This is a genomic window from Pseudomonas sp. FBCC-B545 (assembly GCF_059134095.1).
In genome coordinates this window covers 2,162,276-2,175,364 of the sequence record NZ_CP101441.1, presented here as the reverse complement: position 1 = coordinate 2,175,364, position 13,089 = coordinate 2,162,276, and the positions used below count along the sequence as shown (strand labels likewise).

General features: G+C 58.7%; 17 protein-coding genes. 7 read left to right on the top strand and 10 right to left on the bottom strand.

The window, feature by feature from the left end:
• Positions 1-111: 111 nt before the first annotated feature.
• On the bottom strand, positions 112-417 hold the full coding sequence (locus tag NMB39_RS10130) for a hypothetical protein (protein WP_057024667.1): 306 nt from the start codon (positions 415-417) through the stop codon (positions 112-114).
• A 155-nt stretch (positions 418-572) separates the two neighbouring features.
• On the opposite strand from NMB39_RS10130, the gene NMB39_RS10125 reads away from it, so the two are divergent.
• On the top strand, positions 573-779 hold the full coding sequence (locus tag NMB39_RS10125) for a hypothetical protein (RefSeq protein WP_057024666.1): 207 nt from the start codon (positions 573-575) through the stop codon (positions 777-779).
• 33 nt (positions 780-812) lie between these two features.
• Here NMB39_RS10125 and NMB39_RS10120 read toward each other — a convergent pair whose 3' ends face one another.
• From NMB39_RS10120 to NMB39_RS10090, 7 genes are read right to left on the bottom strand one after another with little or no spacing between them, the layout of a single operon-like run.
• Positions 813-1,841 (bottom strand): nucleoside hydrolase, encoded by a 1,029-nt coding sequence (locus tag NMB39_RS10120; protein WP_057024665.1) that lies wholly within the window; start codon positions 1,839-1,841, stop codon positions 813-815.
• Positions 1,842-1,868: 27 nt separating this feature from the next.
• Complete coding sequence (rbsD, locus tag NMB39_RS10115; protein WP_046068911.1) at positions 1,869-2,273, bottom strand: D-ribose pyranase; 405 nt, start codon at positions 2,271-2,273, stop codon at positions 1,869-1,871.
• Positions 2,270-3,187 (bottom strand): ribokinase, encoded by a 918-nt coding sequence (gene rbsK, locus NMB39_RS10110; protein ID WP_057024664.1) that lies wholly within the window; start codon positions 3,185-3,187, stop codon positions 2,270-2,272. Before rbsK ends, rbsD begins: the two co-directional genes overlap by 4 nt.
• 23 nt (positions 3,188-3,210) lie before the next feature.
• The gene (locus tag NMB39_RS10105; RefSeq protein ID WP_198721031.1) at positions 3,211-4,233 is read right to left on the bottom strand and encodes a LacI family DNA-binding transcriptional regulator; all 1,023 of its coding nucleotides are present in this window, start codon (positions 4,231-4,233) and stop codon (positions 3,211-3,213) included.
• Positions 4,234-4,236: 3 nt separating this feature from the next.
• The gene (locus tag NMB39_RS10100) at positions 4,237-5,214 is read right to left on the bottom strand and encodes an ABC transporter permease (protein WP_003192502.1); all 978 of its coding nucleotides are present in this window, start codon (positions 5,212-5,214) and stop codon (positions 4,237-4,239) included.
• Entirely contained in the window at positions 5,211-6,764 is a 1,554-nt protein-coding gene (locus NMB39_RS10095; protein WP_057024662.1) for a sugar ABC transporter ATP-binding protein, read from the bottom strand. Before NMB39_RS10095 ends, NMB39_RS10100 begins: the two co-directional genes overlap by 4 nt.
• A 57-nt stretch (positions 6,765-6,821) precedes the next feature.
• A complete protein-coding gene (locus NMB39_RS10090) occupies positions 6,822-7,781 on the bottom strand; it encodes a sugar ABC transporter substrate-binding protein (RefSeq protein WP_046068915.1) in 960 nt (319 codons plus the stop codon).
• Between the two features lie 562 nt (positions 7,782-8,343).
• On the opposite strand from NMB39_RS10090, the gene NMB39_RS10085 reads away from it, so the two are divergent.
• The 3 genes from NMB39_RS10085 to NMB39_RS10075 all read left to right on the top strand — a co-directional run bounded on the left by NMB39_RS10085 (position 8,344) and on the right by NMB39_RS10075 (position 10,621).
• Positions 8,344-9,432, top strand: a complete 1,089-nt coding sequence (locus NMB39_RS10085) for an asparaginase (RefSeq protein WP_057024661.1) — start codon at positions 8,344-8,346, stop codon at positions 9,430-9,432.
• A gap of 243 nt (positions 9,433-9,675) precedes the next feature.
• Positions 9,676-9,927 carry a DUF1654 domain-containing protein gene (locus NMB39_RS10080; protein WP_231989017.1) on the top strand — a complete coding sequence of 84 codons (252 nt, stop codon included), beginning with the start codon at positions 9,676-9,678 and terminating at the stop codon, positions 9,925-9,927.
• Positions 9,928-9,931: 4 nt separating this feature from the next.
• Positions 9,932-10,621 (top strand): endonuclease, encoded by a 690-nt coding sequence (locus tag NMB39_RS10075; protein WP_046068918.1) that lies wholly within the window; start codon positions 9,932-9,934, stop codon positions 10,619-10,621.
• A 31-nt stretch (positions 10,622-10,652) separates the two neighbouring features.
• Here NMB39_RS10075 and NMB39_RS10070 read toward each other — a convergent pair whose 3' ends face one another.
• Positions 10,653-11,018: an SPOR domain-containing protein gene (locus tag NMB39_RS10070; RefSeq protein WP_046068919.1), complete on the bottom strand. Its 366-nt coding sequence runs from the start codon at positions 11,016-11,018 to the stop codon at positions 10,653-10,655.
• Positions 11,019-11,280: 262 nt separating this feature from the next.
• Between NMB39_RS10070 and csrA the strand changes: the two genes are divergently transcribed.
• The 3 genes from csrA to NMB39_RS10055 all read left to right on the top strand — a co-directional run bounded on the left by csrA (position 11,281) and on the right by NMB39_RS10055 (position 12,322).
• Complete coding sequence (csrA, locus tag NMB39_RS10065) at positions 11,281-11,475, top strand: carbon storage regulator CsrA (protein WP_003192511.1); 195 nt, start codon at positions 11,281-11,283, stop codon at positions 11,473-11,475.
• A 209-nt stretch (positions 11,476-11,684) separates the two neighbouring features.
• A complete protein-coding gene (locus NMB39_RS10060; protein WP_057024659.1) occupies positions 11,685-11,945 on the top strand; it encodes a hypothetical protein in 261 nt (86 codons plus the stop codon).
• 92 nt (positions 11,946-12,037) lie between these two features.
• The gene (locus tag NMB39_RS10055) at positions 12,038-12,322 is read left to right on the top strand and encodes a DUF1652 domain-containing protein (RefSeq protein WP_057024687.1); all 285 of its coding nucleotides are present in this window, start codon (positions 12,038-12,040) and stop codon (positions 12,320-12,322) included.
• A 19-nt stretch (positions 12,323-12,341) separates the two neighbouring features.
• Here the strand turns inward: NMB39_RS10055 and NMB39_RS10050 are convergent, their stop codons facing one another.
• Positions 12,342-13,019, bottom strand: a complete 678-nt coding sequence (locus tag NMB39_RS10050) for an HAD family hydrolase (protein WP_306958371.1) — start codon at positions 13,017-13,019, stop codon at positions 12,342-12,344.
• Positions 13,020-13,089: the final 70 nt, after the last annotated feature.

Here is a 13,089-nt window from a genome sequence, read left to right as displayed (position 1 = left end):
GTGCGACAGCAGTCAAAGCGATTGGTTTCAAGACGTTAACCGCCTGCGCGCAAGTCTGCCTCACTCACAGCAGTCAAGCGCCCTGTCAATCGTGACTAGATATGAACGCACTTAGTAGATATCAATGTAGTCAGAAGAAGGTGTAGGCCAATTCTGCTTCAGCGCGTTAAAAATCTGCATGACCCAGACTTCGTCGCTTGCCGCGACGATGCCGACATACCCGGAGCCCTTTGACCAGGTCTCCAGGCGAAAGAGCAGGCCGTCGATGTCAACGCCTCCCACGATCCCTGAAGAAATATAGGCAATACCCTCCTTGGTCACCCGCAGTTGGGTATGTTCATCGTCACTGGCGCTGGCAAGCAGTTCGCGCACGGTCGCCTGGGTCAGCTCCTCAGGGTTGTTCAAATTGATCTGCACGCGTTGTTTCCCGGCTATTGGACAGGCTGGCAGTGTCGCACACCCCTTCCTTCATGCCTAAGTAGCAGTGCCAAATGCCGCGTAAAATGCTTAACTGCGCCCGCTGGAACCGCATTCCAGCGCATTGCCCAGTACTTTCAGCCCGTGAGACGTCCATGACCACCGTAACGATCCAAGCCGACATCAAAGCCAAATGGCCCCAAGGGCAAAGCTCCTACAGCCCCGCAAGCCCGGAAGAAATGGCGATCATCGGTATCGACCTGCTGGTCAAGGAGCTGGGCACCCAAGCCGCACAAGCCTTCATCGGCCAGGTATTCGAGAAATACCCGGCCGACCACATGGGTGCACAAGCGCACAAATAAGAACCGGCCAGCGGACGCTGACCGGTAAACGCCTTACTTCAGACGCGCCAGACGCTCGGTCAGCAGATCGAAGAAGCCTTGGGCGTCGCCGTTCTCCACCCAGAACACATTTTTCTCCTGCTTGAGTCCGTCATACCAATCGACGATGGTCTGGCCGAAAGTCGGACCTTCGCGGCTGTCTACGACCATATTGGCCTGACGACCGCTGAACAGCGAAGGCTTGAGCAGGTAGGCAACCACGGTCGCATCGTGGACCGGACCGCCCGGAATGCCGTAGTGCTCCATGTCACCCTTGACGTACTCATTCAGAATGCTGCTGACGACCTTGCTCGCGTTGTTGTTAAGGTCCGCAATTTTTTTCAGGCGCGCATCGCTGGTGAGGACTTTATGGGTCACATCCAACGGCAAGTAAGTCAACTTCACACCGCTTTTGAGCACGATCTCAGCCGCGACTGGATCGGCGAACAGGTTGAACTCGGCCACCGGTGTGATATTGCCGCCATTGAAGTGCGCACCGCCCATCACCACCACTTCCTTGATGCCTTGGGTGATTTCCGGCGCCTGAGTCAGCGCCAGCGCCAGGTTGGTCTGCGGCCCGAGCATGGCGATGGTAATGCTGTGCGGCTTGGCGCTGCCCAGGGTCTTGATCAGGTAGTCAACGGCATTGCCTTCGGCCAGGCCTTTTTTCGGTTCGTGCACGGTGACGCCGGAAATGCCTTCCTTGCCATGGATGTTCTCGGCATAGATCGGCTTGCGCAACAGCGGCGCGGGTGCCCCGGCATACACCGGGATATCCTCGCGCCCTGCCCACTCGCGCGCCAGGCGTGCATTGCGGGAGGTCTTGTCCAGGCGCACGTTACCGGCGACGGTGGTCAGCGCACGAATGCTCAATTCCTCTGGCGAAGCCATGGCAAACAACAGCGCCACCACATCATCGGCGCCCGGATCAGTGTCGATGATCAGGTCGATTTTTTCCGCCGCCTGGGCGCTTGCTGCTGTGAGCGCGGACAAAAGCAGGACACTCCGGAACAGGTTTTTCAGGGTAGCTAGACCACGTTGCATAAAGCACTCCTTGTCATAGGGGGGACGCTAGAACGTTACGCCGGACACCAGCGCGATATTGCAGTAAGGCTGGCATTCGCCGGTGCGCACAACCGCGCGGGCGTTGCGACTCAGTTGTTTGAACTGATCATGGCTGAGCAGGCGTCGTTCACCCAACGCAGCCTGCTCTGTGAGTGTATTGAGTTCGGTCAGAGCCGGCGGTTGCTTAAGCAGGATTTCTTCGGCCAGCACGTGGCTTTCAACCTGCATTTCGCTCAGCACAATGCGTAATGTGCTGATGAAATCCGGAATGCCCTGGGTCAGCGCCAGGTCGATCAGCTCCACACCGGGAGGTACCGGCAGGCCGGCATCGCCGATGACCAGGATGTCACCATGGCCCAGGGACGCGATTACGCGTGACAAGGCAATATTGAGCAGTGGGGTCTTTTTCATGAGGGCACAAAACCTTGTACGTCCTGCAGCGTAGGAATGGAAGGCTGAGCGCCGTTACGGGTGACTGACAACGCTGCCGCGACCTGGCCAAAACGGATGGCCTCGGGCTCGCTCTTGCCAGCAGCCAACGCAGCGGCAAAGCCACCGACGAAGGTGTCGCCGGCGGCCGTGGTGTCCACCGCCTTGACCTTCGGCGCGACCAGATGCTCGAAGCTTTTACCATCGGTGAACAGCGCGCCCTGGGCGCCCAGGGTGATGATGACTTTACCCGCCCCCGCCTTGATCAGCGCCATCGCGGCGACCTTGGCGCTGTCGAGCGAGTCGACCGCTACACCGCTCAGGGCGCTGGCCTCACTTTCATTAGGGATCAGGTAGTCGATCGAGGCATACCACTGCGCGGGCAGGGGTCCGCTTGCCGGGGCCGGATTGAGGATGACCGTCTTGCCCAACTCACGACCGCGCTTGAGCGTATAGCCTACGGTGTCCATCGGCACTTCAAGCTGGCAGATGATCACCTCTGCGGCCTGCAGCACAGCGTCGCAGGTTTTCAGCGACTCGGGCGTCAGTTCACCGTTGCTACCCGCCACAATGACAATTGCGTTCTGGCTGCTGTCATCCACCACGATCAACGCCACACCACTGGAACCTTCTACGGTGCTGACCGCTTGGCAATCGATGCCTTCCGCCACCAACGCCTCGCGCAATTGACTGCCGTAGGCGTCAGTACCGATGCAACCAATCATCGCAACATCGGCCCCCAGGCGCGCCGACGCGACGGCCTGGTTGGCGCCCTTGCCTCCGGGAACGGTGGAAAAACTTTGGCCGACCAGGGTTTCACCGGCACGCGGCAAGCGACTGGCGCGGGTGACCAGGTCCATGTTCAAGCTGCCTACTATCACTACTTTTGCTGGCATACATCAGTACTCATCAATTCGGTTCAGCGGTATTGGGCGAATACACCGCCCAGTGGCGCCGTTGACTCACGCAAAACAATACTCGGCGTCACGATACGTTGATCGATCGGCAGTTGGGGTGTTGCTATACGGTTGAGCAGTAATTCGGCGGCCATCTCGCCCAGTTGCAGGATCGACTGCCCGACCGTGGTCAGCGCCGGGTAGACGTAGCGCCCCATCTGAATGTCATCGAAGCCGATCACCGACAACTCGCCTGGCACGCGGATATTACGTTCAGCGGCGGCGCGCAGCACGCCAAAACCGATCATGTCGTTGCTGGCGAAGATCGCACTGGGCGGGTTCTCCGATAGCATCTGCACCGCCGCGGCGTAACCTCCGGTGCTGGTAAAATCGCTTTCCAGGATACGATTGGCCAGCACCTCGACGCCGGCCTCACGCAATGCACGCTGGTAGCCTGCAAGCCGCATCTGCGCCACGCGGGTATGCCCCGGGCCGCCGATACAGGCAATGTCCCGATGCCCCAACTCCAGCAAGTGCCGTGTCGCGAGGTAAGCGCCCTCTTCGTGATCAATGCGCACCAGATCGACATCGATGCCATCCAGCGCCCGGTCGACAATCACCATGGGCGTGCGCACCGCACTCAAGCCAGCGGCAAGGCCACTGTCATCACCACCTACCGACGTCACGATCAAGCCGTCGACACGCTTTTCCAGCAGTACGCGCAAGTAACTGCGCTGCTTTTCAGCGTCGTCATCGGAGTTGCAGAGGATCACGCAGTAGCCATTACGCTCGCAGTAATCCTCGATGCCGCGGGCCAGCTCCGCAAAATACGGGTTGAGGCTGTTGGGCACCAGCAAGCCGATGGTGGCCGTGGTCTTGGCCTTGAGCGAACGTGCTACGGCGCTGGGCACGTAGTCCAGTTGCTTGATCGCCGCCTCGACCTTGATGCGTACCGGCTCGCTGACCGGGCGCGTCTTGTTCACCACATGGGACACCGTGGTGTAGGAAATACCTGCAAGCGCTGCCACATCCTTGATCGTTGCCATGGTTCAGCCCCGCCGACTGGCGCGCTGGCTGCGGTAAGTATCGAGGACGACGGCGATCACGATCACTGCACCGGTAATGATGCGTTTCGTGGGCTCCGTTGCGCCGATCTGCGCCAGGCCGGCAGCCAATACCGAAATGATTAACACACCGAAGAACGTACTGATGACCGAACCGCGCCCGCCCATCAGGCTGGTGCCGCCAATCACCACGGCGGCGATCACTTGCAGTTCCAGGCCCGAACCGGCATTCGGGTCCGCCGCCTCCAGACGCGAAATTTGGAACAGGGCAGCCACACCGGCCAACAGGCCCATCAGGCTGAATACCAGGATCTTGTAGGGCTTGGGATTGATGCCAGCCAGGCGCACCGCCTCTTCGTTGGTGCCGATACCGATCAGGTAACGCCCGAATACAGTACGGGTCAGAACCAGCTGGGCCGCAATGATCACCAGCAGCGCAATGATGAACGACGGTGAAATGCCAAAGGCAATCGGGTTGGACAGCCAGGCAAACGAGTCACCGATATAGGCGGTGCGCGAGCCGGTCATCTGGTAGGCCACGCCGCGAGCCATCTCCAGCACACCCAGGGACACGATAAATGACGGAATGCGCCAGGCCACGGTGATAGAGCCGGTGATAGTACCGGCCAATGCGGCGCAGCCCATACCCAGCAGGGCGGCCGGCAGCACGCTCCAGCCCCAGCCAAGAATCGCCACGCTGACCGCCGACGCCGCCAATGCCAGTACGGAACCTACCGACAGATCGATGCCGCCGATGATCAGGATGAAGGTCATGCCTACCGCCAGCACCATCAGGTCCGGAATCTGGTTGGCCAGGGTACTGAAGGTGTCATAGGACAGGAAGTGGTCGCTGAGCACCGAGAACAGCGCAATCATCGCCAGCAAAGCGCCCGCCAGACCCAGGTAAGTACCCAGGCCATAGAAGTTGCCGCCAGTCTTACCGGGGGAAATGCTTGTTTTCATGGGGTATTCCTAGGCGCTGCTTCGTTGAGCAGCGCATCACGTTTCTGATAGCCGGCAAAGGCGGCGGCGAGCAATTCGTCCTGGGTCCAGCTGTCACGCTCGAAGGTCTGGATCAGGCGCCCGGCGGACAACACACCGATGCGGTCACAGATCAGCATCAGTTCGCGCAGGTCACTGGACACCACCACCAACGCCTTACCCTGGCGCGTCAGTTCGCCGAGCAAGGCATAAATGTCGAACTTGGCGCCGACGTCGATACCTCGGGTCGGCTCATCGAACAGCATCACCGAACAATCGCGCTCCAGCCAACGGCCGATCACCACCTTCTGCTGGTTGCCCCCCGACAGCTCGGAGACCAATTGCGCCGGGCTGGAACTGCGGATCCGCATGGCGTCGATCTGGCGCTTGGCCAAGGCCGTTTCATCGCGGCTATTGACCAGGCCGCCACCGGAGATTTCCGGCATGTTACCCAGGGCGATATTGGCGCTGATGGACTGGGTCAGCAGCAGGCCCTCGCCTTTGCGGTCTTCGGTGATCAGGGCAATGCCGTGACCGACCGCGTCCACCGGCGAGCGGATACTCACCACCTTGGCCGGCGAGCCCAGGGCCACGGTGCCGCTGTCGGCCAGGTCGGCGCCGAAGATCAGGCGGAGCAATTCGGTGCGACCGGCGCCGATCAAGCCGGAGATGCCATAGATCTCGCCAGCTCGCACTGCAAATGAGACGTCGCGAACCTTGTCCGAGCGGCTCAGGCCGGTCACGGTCAAGGCCGGGGCACCGATCGTACGTGGACCCAGGTCGATGTGTTCGCCCAACTCGCGACCGACCATCAAGGTCACCAGCTGCTCGCTGTTGTAATTGGCCATCGGCTCGACGCAGACCAGCTTGCCGTCGCGCAATACTGCAATGCGCTGGGCGACACGGGCCAGCTCTTCCAGCCGGTGCGAAATATAAATGATCGCCACGCCCCGGGCCTGCAGGCGGGTGATTTGTTCAAACAGCATCTCGACTTCACGGGCGGTCAGCATGGCCGTGGGTTCGTCGAGGATCAGCACATGACAGTCGCCAATCAGGTTACGGGCAATCTCGACCATTTGCTGATGACCAATGCCCAGGCTGCCAACCAGCGTATCCGGGTCGATCGCGTCCAGGCCGACCTGGGCCATGGCTTCGATCGCAGCCTTGCGCAGTTGTTTGCGGCTGATCCAGCCACAGCTGCTCGGCAGATTATCCAGGAACAGGTTTTCAGCCACCGTCAGCGTCGGCAGCAGGTTGAGTTCCTGCATGACCATGCGTACGCCCAGCGCTTCGGCCTGGGTGCGACTGCCAGGAAGGTAATCCTGGCCATTGAACTGCATGTGCCCGGTGGTCGGCGTGACCAGGCCGCCAATGATCTTCGACAAGGTACTTTTGCCTGCGCCGTTCTCACCGGTCAGCGCCAGCACTTCCCCGCGATTGAGCGTCAGGGTGATGTCGGACAGAACCGGCTGGGCATAGGTCTTACCGATACCGCTGACCGAGAGGACAGCGTTCGGGGCGGAAGATGACATAGGAAAATCTCCAGGCGCCCGCTCAGGACGAGCGAGCGCTGTTGGGTACTGCCAGGATTACTTCTTGAGGACGAGTTCGACCGGGGTTTCGATCACGCCATCTTTGGCATCGACCTTTTCACCCTTGACCAGCTTCAGCGCGTTCTGGATACCGAACACCGCTTGCTGGGCGGCGGCCTGGTCGGCAGTCGCGAGCACACGCCCGTCCTGCAGCATCGGCTTGATGGCTTCAATGTTGTCGTAGCCTACGACCAGCACCTTGCCGGCCTTGCCCGCGGCACGTACGGCAGAAACAGCGCCCAGGGCCATGTTGTCGTTACCGGCCAACAGGGCCTTGAGGTCGGGGTGTTCGCTCAGCATCGCCGACGCAACTTTCTGGCCCTGGTCGATTTCCCAATTACCGGATTGGGTGGAAACGATCTTCATGCCTGCGGCGTCCATCGCATCCTTGTAGCCTGCGGTACGCTGCTGGGCGTTGGTGGTGGTCGGTACGCCTTCGATGATGCCAACCTTGTCACCCGCAGAGAGCTGCTTGGCCAGGTAGTCGCCCACCAGCTTGGAGCCTTTGCGGTTGTCCGGGCCTACGAAAGGAATATCGAGGTTTTTGCTTTTGAGTACGTCAGGGTCAAGGCGGTTGTCGATGTTGACGACCTTGATGCCAGCGTCAGAGGCTTTTTTCAGCACGTTGGCCAGCGCTTTGGAATCGGCGGGCGCGATCACAATGGCATTGACCTTGGAATTGATCATTTCATTGACGATGGCAATCTGTGCGCTGGTGTCGGTTTCGTTCTTGATACCGTTGGTAATCATGTCGAAATCGGCGGCGTGATCTTTCTGATAAGCCTTCGCACCCTCTTGCATCGTGACGAAGAATTCATTGGCAAGGGATTTCATCACCAGGCCGACCTTGGGTTTGGCGGCGGCGTCTTCAGCAAATGCAGAGGAGAGAGGTAAAGCGGCGGATGCGGCAGCAAGCACAGCGACAGCAAGAAGACGTCCAGCAAATGGCAGCTTCATGGGTTCACTCCGATCTTATGATTATTGTGAGCAACGCTTGCACCGAAGACCCTTCGGTAGCCTCCCACCTGGGTGGCCGATACGAGCTGTCACGGTACTCGAGGAGTGTGCCGTGAAACATCTCGCAAACGTTTGCGTTAACAAACTATGAGAACCTTGTCGGGATTTGTCAACGGTAGAAAACAAGCCTTTCATCCAGCTCTCCAGCACTGGCGACTTCACCGGAGCCACTGATACGTTTAAGCAAAGCCCTTTACCGCATAACCCCTGAAACGACAGATGATGCCTGCCGAAGCCGTGCGAGTTGCCAAGATAATCCATACAGCTTTCGGACAACCGAACACCACAGCCCTGCATCGTTCGGAAAGCCGGACGAAGCGTCGCGCCAGCAATCTTAAATGCCGACAAAATTTGTTCTAAATCAAAACGTTAAATTAAAGCAGCAGGCACCATCAGTCTGGTACGAATCCTGCTCTTTCCCAGCACCCTGCGGCGCTCAGAACCGCCCGGGTGTTCTAGATGAACCTGCTACAGCACTCATCAAAAACCAGAGAGAAAAATAATGACATCTGCACTGAAGAACTTTGTCCCGGGCGCCCTCGCGCTCCTGCTGCTGTTCCCCCTTGCCGCCCAGGCAAAAGAAGTTGAAACCAAGACTAAATTGTCCAACGTGGTCATCCTGGCCACAGGCGGCACCATCGCCGGCGCTGGCGCCAGTGCCGCCAATAGCGCTACCTACCAGGCCGCCAAGGTCGGCATCGAACAACTGATTGCCGGCGTTCCTGAGCTTGGCCAGATCGCCAATGTACGCGGCGAGCAGGTGATGCAAATTGCCTCGGAAAGCATCAACAACGAAAACCTGCTGCAACTGGGCCGTCGCGTCGCCGAACTGGCCGACAGCAAGGACGTGGATGGTATCGTGATCACCCACGGCACCGACACCCTTGAAGAAACCGCCTACTTCCTGAACCTGGTGGAGAAAACCGACAAGCCTATCGTGGTGGTCGGCTCCATGCGCCCAGGCACCGCCATGTCGGCGGACGGCATGCTCAACCTGTACAACGCGGTTGCCGTCGCCGGCAGCAAGGATGCACGGGGCAAAGGCGTACTGGTCACCATGAACGACGAGATCCAATCGGGTCGCGACGTGAGCAAGATGATCAACATCAAGACCGAGGCATTCAAGAGCCCGTGGGGTCCGCTGGGCATGGTTGTTGAAGGCAAATCCTACTGGTTCCGCCTGCCGGCCAAGCGTCACACCATGGATTCCGAATTCGATATCAAGACCATCAAGAGCCTGCCCGATGTCGAAATTGCCTACGGTTATGGCAACGTGAGCGACACCGCCGTCAAGGCACTGGCCCAGGCTGGCGCCAAGGCCATCATCCATGCCGGTACCGGCAATGGCTCGGTATCCTCCAAGGTGGTCCCTGCCCTGCAGGAACTGCGCAAGCAAGGCGTGCAGATCATTCGCTCTTCCCATGTGAATGCCGGCGGTTTCGTCCTGCGTAACGCGGAACAACCAGACGACAAATATGACTGGGTTGCTGCCCATGACCTGAACCCGCAGAAAGCCCGCATCCTGGCAATGGTCGCCCTGACCAAGACCCAGGACAGCAAGGAACTGCAACGGATGTTCTGGGAATACTGATTCCTGGTGATCTACCTGTAGGAGCGAGCTTGCTCGCGAAGAACGCTAACGATAACGCGCAAAGCCTGACTTATTGCGGCGCTATCACGTTTTTGCGAGCAAGCTCGCTCCTACAGTTCCTTTGTCCCACCTCTCAACAAACTCCCTTAATCGCTGTCAGACCAACTTCTTGAAATTTAAGCAGTTGCGAAATCGCCTACATTTAAATACTGTATGTGCGTACAGCCTATTAAGGAATGCTCCGTGGCAAAGCCCTCGTCCGCAGTACCCGCATCGCCTGACGCCTACCAGCGCCTGGCCATTCGCGTGCAAAAAATCATCAATTCGACCAACGCGCAGAAAGCCAAGGCAGCCTTGATCTTCCGTTTACCCGATGAGCCGGAAGACGAGTGGCAGCGTCTTCTGGAAGAAATTGCTGAAAACGACAATGTCACCCTGGCCTATCGGGATGACGGCGGCGTGCAGATTTTCTGGGTTGTGCCGAAGGAAGATTGATTGAATGAGTGCCCGCTTTATTGCCCTGTGCTGTCTGTTTTTTACCATCACCGCCCACGCCCAAGCACCTCGAACCTTCAGCGAAGCCAAGAAAATTGCCTGGAAGCTCTACGCCCCGCAATCCACCGAGTTCTACTGCGGGTGTAAGTACACGGGTAATCGTGTGGACCTGAAGGCCTGTGGCTACATCCCACGCAAAAACGCCAACCGCGCTGCGCGCATCGAGTGGGAACACATCGTGCCTGCCTGGCAAATCGGGCATCAGCGCCAATGTTGGCAAAGTGGCGGGCGAAAAAACTGCACGCGCCATGACGAGGTGTTCAAACGCGCCGAAGCTGACCTGCACAACCTGGTGCCGAGCATCGGCGAAGTGAATGGCGACCGTAACAACTTCAGCTTTGGCTGGCTGCCGATACAAAGCGGGCAGTACGGCTCATGCCTGACCCAGGTGGATTTCAAGGCCAAGAAGGTCATGCCGCGCCCGTCCATTCGTGGAATGATTGCCCGCACGTATTTTTACATGAGCAAGCAGTACGGTCTGCGCCTGTCGAAACAGGACCGGCAACTGTATGAAGCCTGGAACAAGACCTATCCGGTGCAGACCTGGGAGCGCCAGCGCAACCAGACCGTGGCCTGTGTGATGGGACGAGGCAACGAGTTTGTCGGCCCGGTGAACCTTAAGGCCTGCGGCTGAATGTGGGCGGGGCTGCCGCCCACTCAGGCCCTTACTGCGCGACCTTGTGTTCGATGATCTCCGACACCGTATCGGTTTTCTTGGCCCTCGCCATCTTTTCGTTAAGCAACGCCTGCCTGGCTTCTGCCTCCGCTTTGGTGGCGAACGGGCCCAGCCGCACTTCATCCTTGCCATCGACCTTCACGATGTAAAAACTGAAACCATGCTCCAGCAACCAGGCGGTCAGGTCAGTGATCGCCTGCAGCTTGTGGTCCGGCGGGCCGACCCATAGATCCCATTCCTGAGCGGCAATCGCACCGGTTTGCGGCAGGCTTTCGGTCACGGCAGGCTTGGCCTTGGGGGCATCGACCGATTTACCTTCACCGCATCCGGCCAACGCCAACACCACAATTGCCATCGCTACTTTACGCACTGCCCTGCTCCTTTGAGGATCAAAGAGGCGACTTTACCATTCACTGTCTATTCTGGCCGTCATAAACGTTGGCTTAAACAATGCGAATGATGTATCGCGACCTGTATGATGCCGCCATGGGAATTAATGTCGCCTCTATGCGTCCTAAAAGAGGCAGTCACAGGGAAGCGCTTCGCAGTAAGCTACACACATCCGACACCTGCCCTGTCTGAAACATGTGTCCTTAAAAGTAATCAAGGAGAAGTCCATGCTTATACTCACCCGCAAAGTCGGTGAAAGCATAAACATCGGTGATGACATTACGATCACCATCCTGGGCGTTAGCGGCCAGCAAGTACGAATCGGCATCAACGCCCCCAAGGATGTTGCCGTGCATCGCGAGGAGATTTACCAGCGCATCCAGGCTGGCCTGACTGCACCCGACAAAAACCAGACGCCTTGAAACGCCTCAGTAGCCAGCCTTTTCGTTCATTGTAACGGCTGGCGAAAACCCAATTAGCCTGATCGCGCTTTCCGGCGTGGCCAGCGCACCTTGAGCATGGCCCTTCGCTGCAAGATGAAACTGTCAGGGTATCTGGAACTTGTCGAACTATTCGCAGCCCAATTTGTGACGCTTTTTCCTGCCATCCGAGTGCATTCAGGAGCACGTCGATGAGGCCAGTCGCGACGCCCCCACTTGTTACCCGATCCTGGATGATCGCCCTGCTGATAGGCTTGGTTTTCCTGGCGCTCGGGTATGGGCTGAGAGTGGAAGCTGAACGGGCCTTTCCCGATGACCACGCCTGGCTGGACTTGACACTTCTGCTGTGTGGCTACTTGCTGGTGTTCTGCCTCAAACCCCTCCAAAAGGTTATTTTGCGCAAGTTGTGCCAACGCGCAGCTCATCGTGCCCACCAGCAAACCCTGCGCTGATACCGTTGCATGCTATCGGATCGCCGGTATTTACAGTTGAGCAACAAGACCTATGCTTGGGCATGCACAGTCAGTCAAAGGTGCAGGACCAGATGGACACGCTCAGCAAATCCCAAATCGAAAAGGCCTTGGCAGACCGCCTGCCCAGCTACACGGTTGAGTGCACCCTGCATGCCGACGGTACCCTGTCAGCCGTTCTCAGCGGCCCGGAAACCGATCATTTTGCGGTTACCGGAATCGTGCGGGCGCATTATCACGGCACTGAAGCCATCAACCGGCTCGCAACAGAGATACTCAGGGAAATGGTGCTGTCGCGTCAGGGAATGAAAAGCAGCCGGTTGCAAGCAGTCGCCTGCACAGGAGGCCGAGCCCGGTAAAGGCTCGGCCTTCTGTGCATCAAGACGTCAACGGATGAACGCAAAGCAAGCCATCATCGTCGCGTAGCGCCCGCAACCCGTTGTATCCCTCGATACAAGCATGCTCAGTCACCATCGGCGTCAGGTGCGCAGAGGTCACGACCATGATATCCGCCCCCGCCGCCTCCCCCGCCCGGATGCCCACCGTGGCGTCCTCGAATACCAGGCAGTCTTGCACCGGCACGCCCAGGCGCTGGGCACCCAGCACATAACAGGCCGGATCCGGCTTGCCGCTCGCCACATCTTCGGCCGTCACTAACACCGCCGGCACCGGAATGCCCGCCGCTTGCAGTCGGCGCATTGCCAACGCTTTAGGAGCAGAGGTGACCAGCGCCCATTGATCGATGGGCAAGCATTTCAAAAACTCCACCGCACCGGGAATCGCCACGACACCGTCGACATCGTTCAACTCAGCCTCGGTGATCCACCGGGCTTCCACCTCGGGATCGACACCCGGCAACGCCTGGCGAGTGATCGTATCAATCGCACGGGCGCCATGAATGGTGGTCAGGAAAGCCTTCACGTCCAAGCCGTGACGTTCGGCCCAGATGCTCCATACCCGCTCGGCTGCGGCTATGGAGTTAAGCAGGGTCCCGTCCATGTCGAACAGGAAGGCGCGATAGCGCCGGGTAAACACAGCTGGATTCGGGATGGACACTACGCGGCTTCCTCATGAGCGAGACCCGTGCAATCTACGGATCACCTCCACGCTTGTAAACGCCGAGCCA

Coding starts and splice junctions, on each gene's coding strand:
- NMB39_RS10125 (WP_057024666.1), top strand. CDS start 573: ATGACCACCGTAACGATCCAAGCCGACATCAAAGCCAAATGGCCCCAA.
- NMB39_RS10120 (WP_057024665.1), bottom strand. CDS start 1,841: ATGCAACGTGGTCTAGCTACCCTGAAAAACCTGTTCCGGAGTGTCCTG.
- rbsD (WP_046068911.1), bottom strand. CDS start 2,273: ATGAAAAAGACCCCACTGCTCAATATTGCCTTGTCACGCGTAATCGCG.
- rbsK (WP_057024664.1), bottom strand. CDS start 3,187: ATGCCAGCAAAAGTAGTGATAGTAGGCAGCTTGAACATGGACCTGGTC.
- NMB39_RS10105 (WP_198721031.1), bottom strand. CDS start 4,233: ATGGCAACGATCAAGGATGTGGCAGCGCTTGCAGGTATTTCCTACACC.
- NMB39_RS10100 (WP_003192502.1), bottom strand. CDS start 5,214: ATGAAAACAAGCATTTCCCCCGGTAAGACTGGCGGCAACTTCTATGGC.
- NMB39_RS10095 (WP_057024662.1), bottom strand. CDS start 6,764: ATGTCATCTTCCGCCCCGAACGCTGTCCTCTCGGTCAGCGGTATCGGT.
- NMB39_RS10090 (WP_046068915.1), bottom strand. CDS start 7,781: ATGAAGCTGCCATTTGCTGGACGTCTTCTTGCTGTCGCTGTGCTTGCT.
- NMB39_RS10085 (WP_057024661.1), top strand. CDS start 8,344: ATGACATCTGCACTGAAGAACTTTGTCCCGGGCGCCCTCGCGCTCCTG.
- NMB39_RS10075 (WP_046068918.1), top strand. CDS start 9,932: ATGAGTGCCCGCTTTATTGCCCTGTGCTGTCTGTTTTTTACCATCACC.
- NMB39_RS10070 (WP_046068919.1), bottom strand. CDS start 11,018: ATGGCAATTGTGGTGTTGGCGTTGGCCGGATGCGGTGAAGGTAAATCG.
- csrA (WP_003192511.1), top strand. CDS start 11,281: ATGCTTATACTCACCCGCAAAGTCGGTGAAAGCATAAACATCGGTGAT.
- NMB39_RS10060 (WP_057024659.1), top strand. CDS start 11,685: ATGAGGCCAGTCGCGACGCCCCCACTTGTTACCCGATCCTGGATGATC.
- NMB39_RS10055 (WP_057024687.1), top strand. CDS start 12,038: ATGGACACGCTCAGCAAATCCCAAATCGAAAAGGCCTTGGCAGACCGC.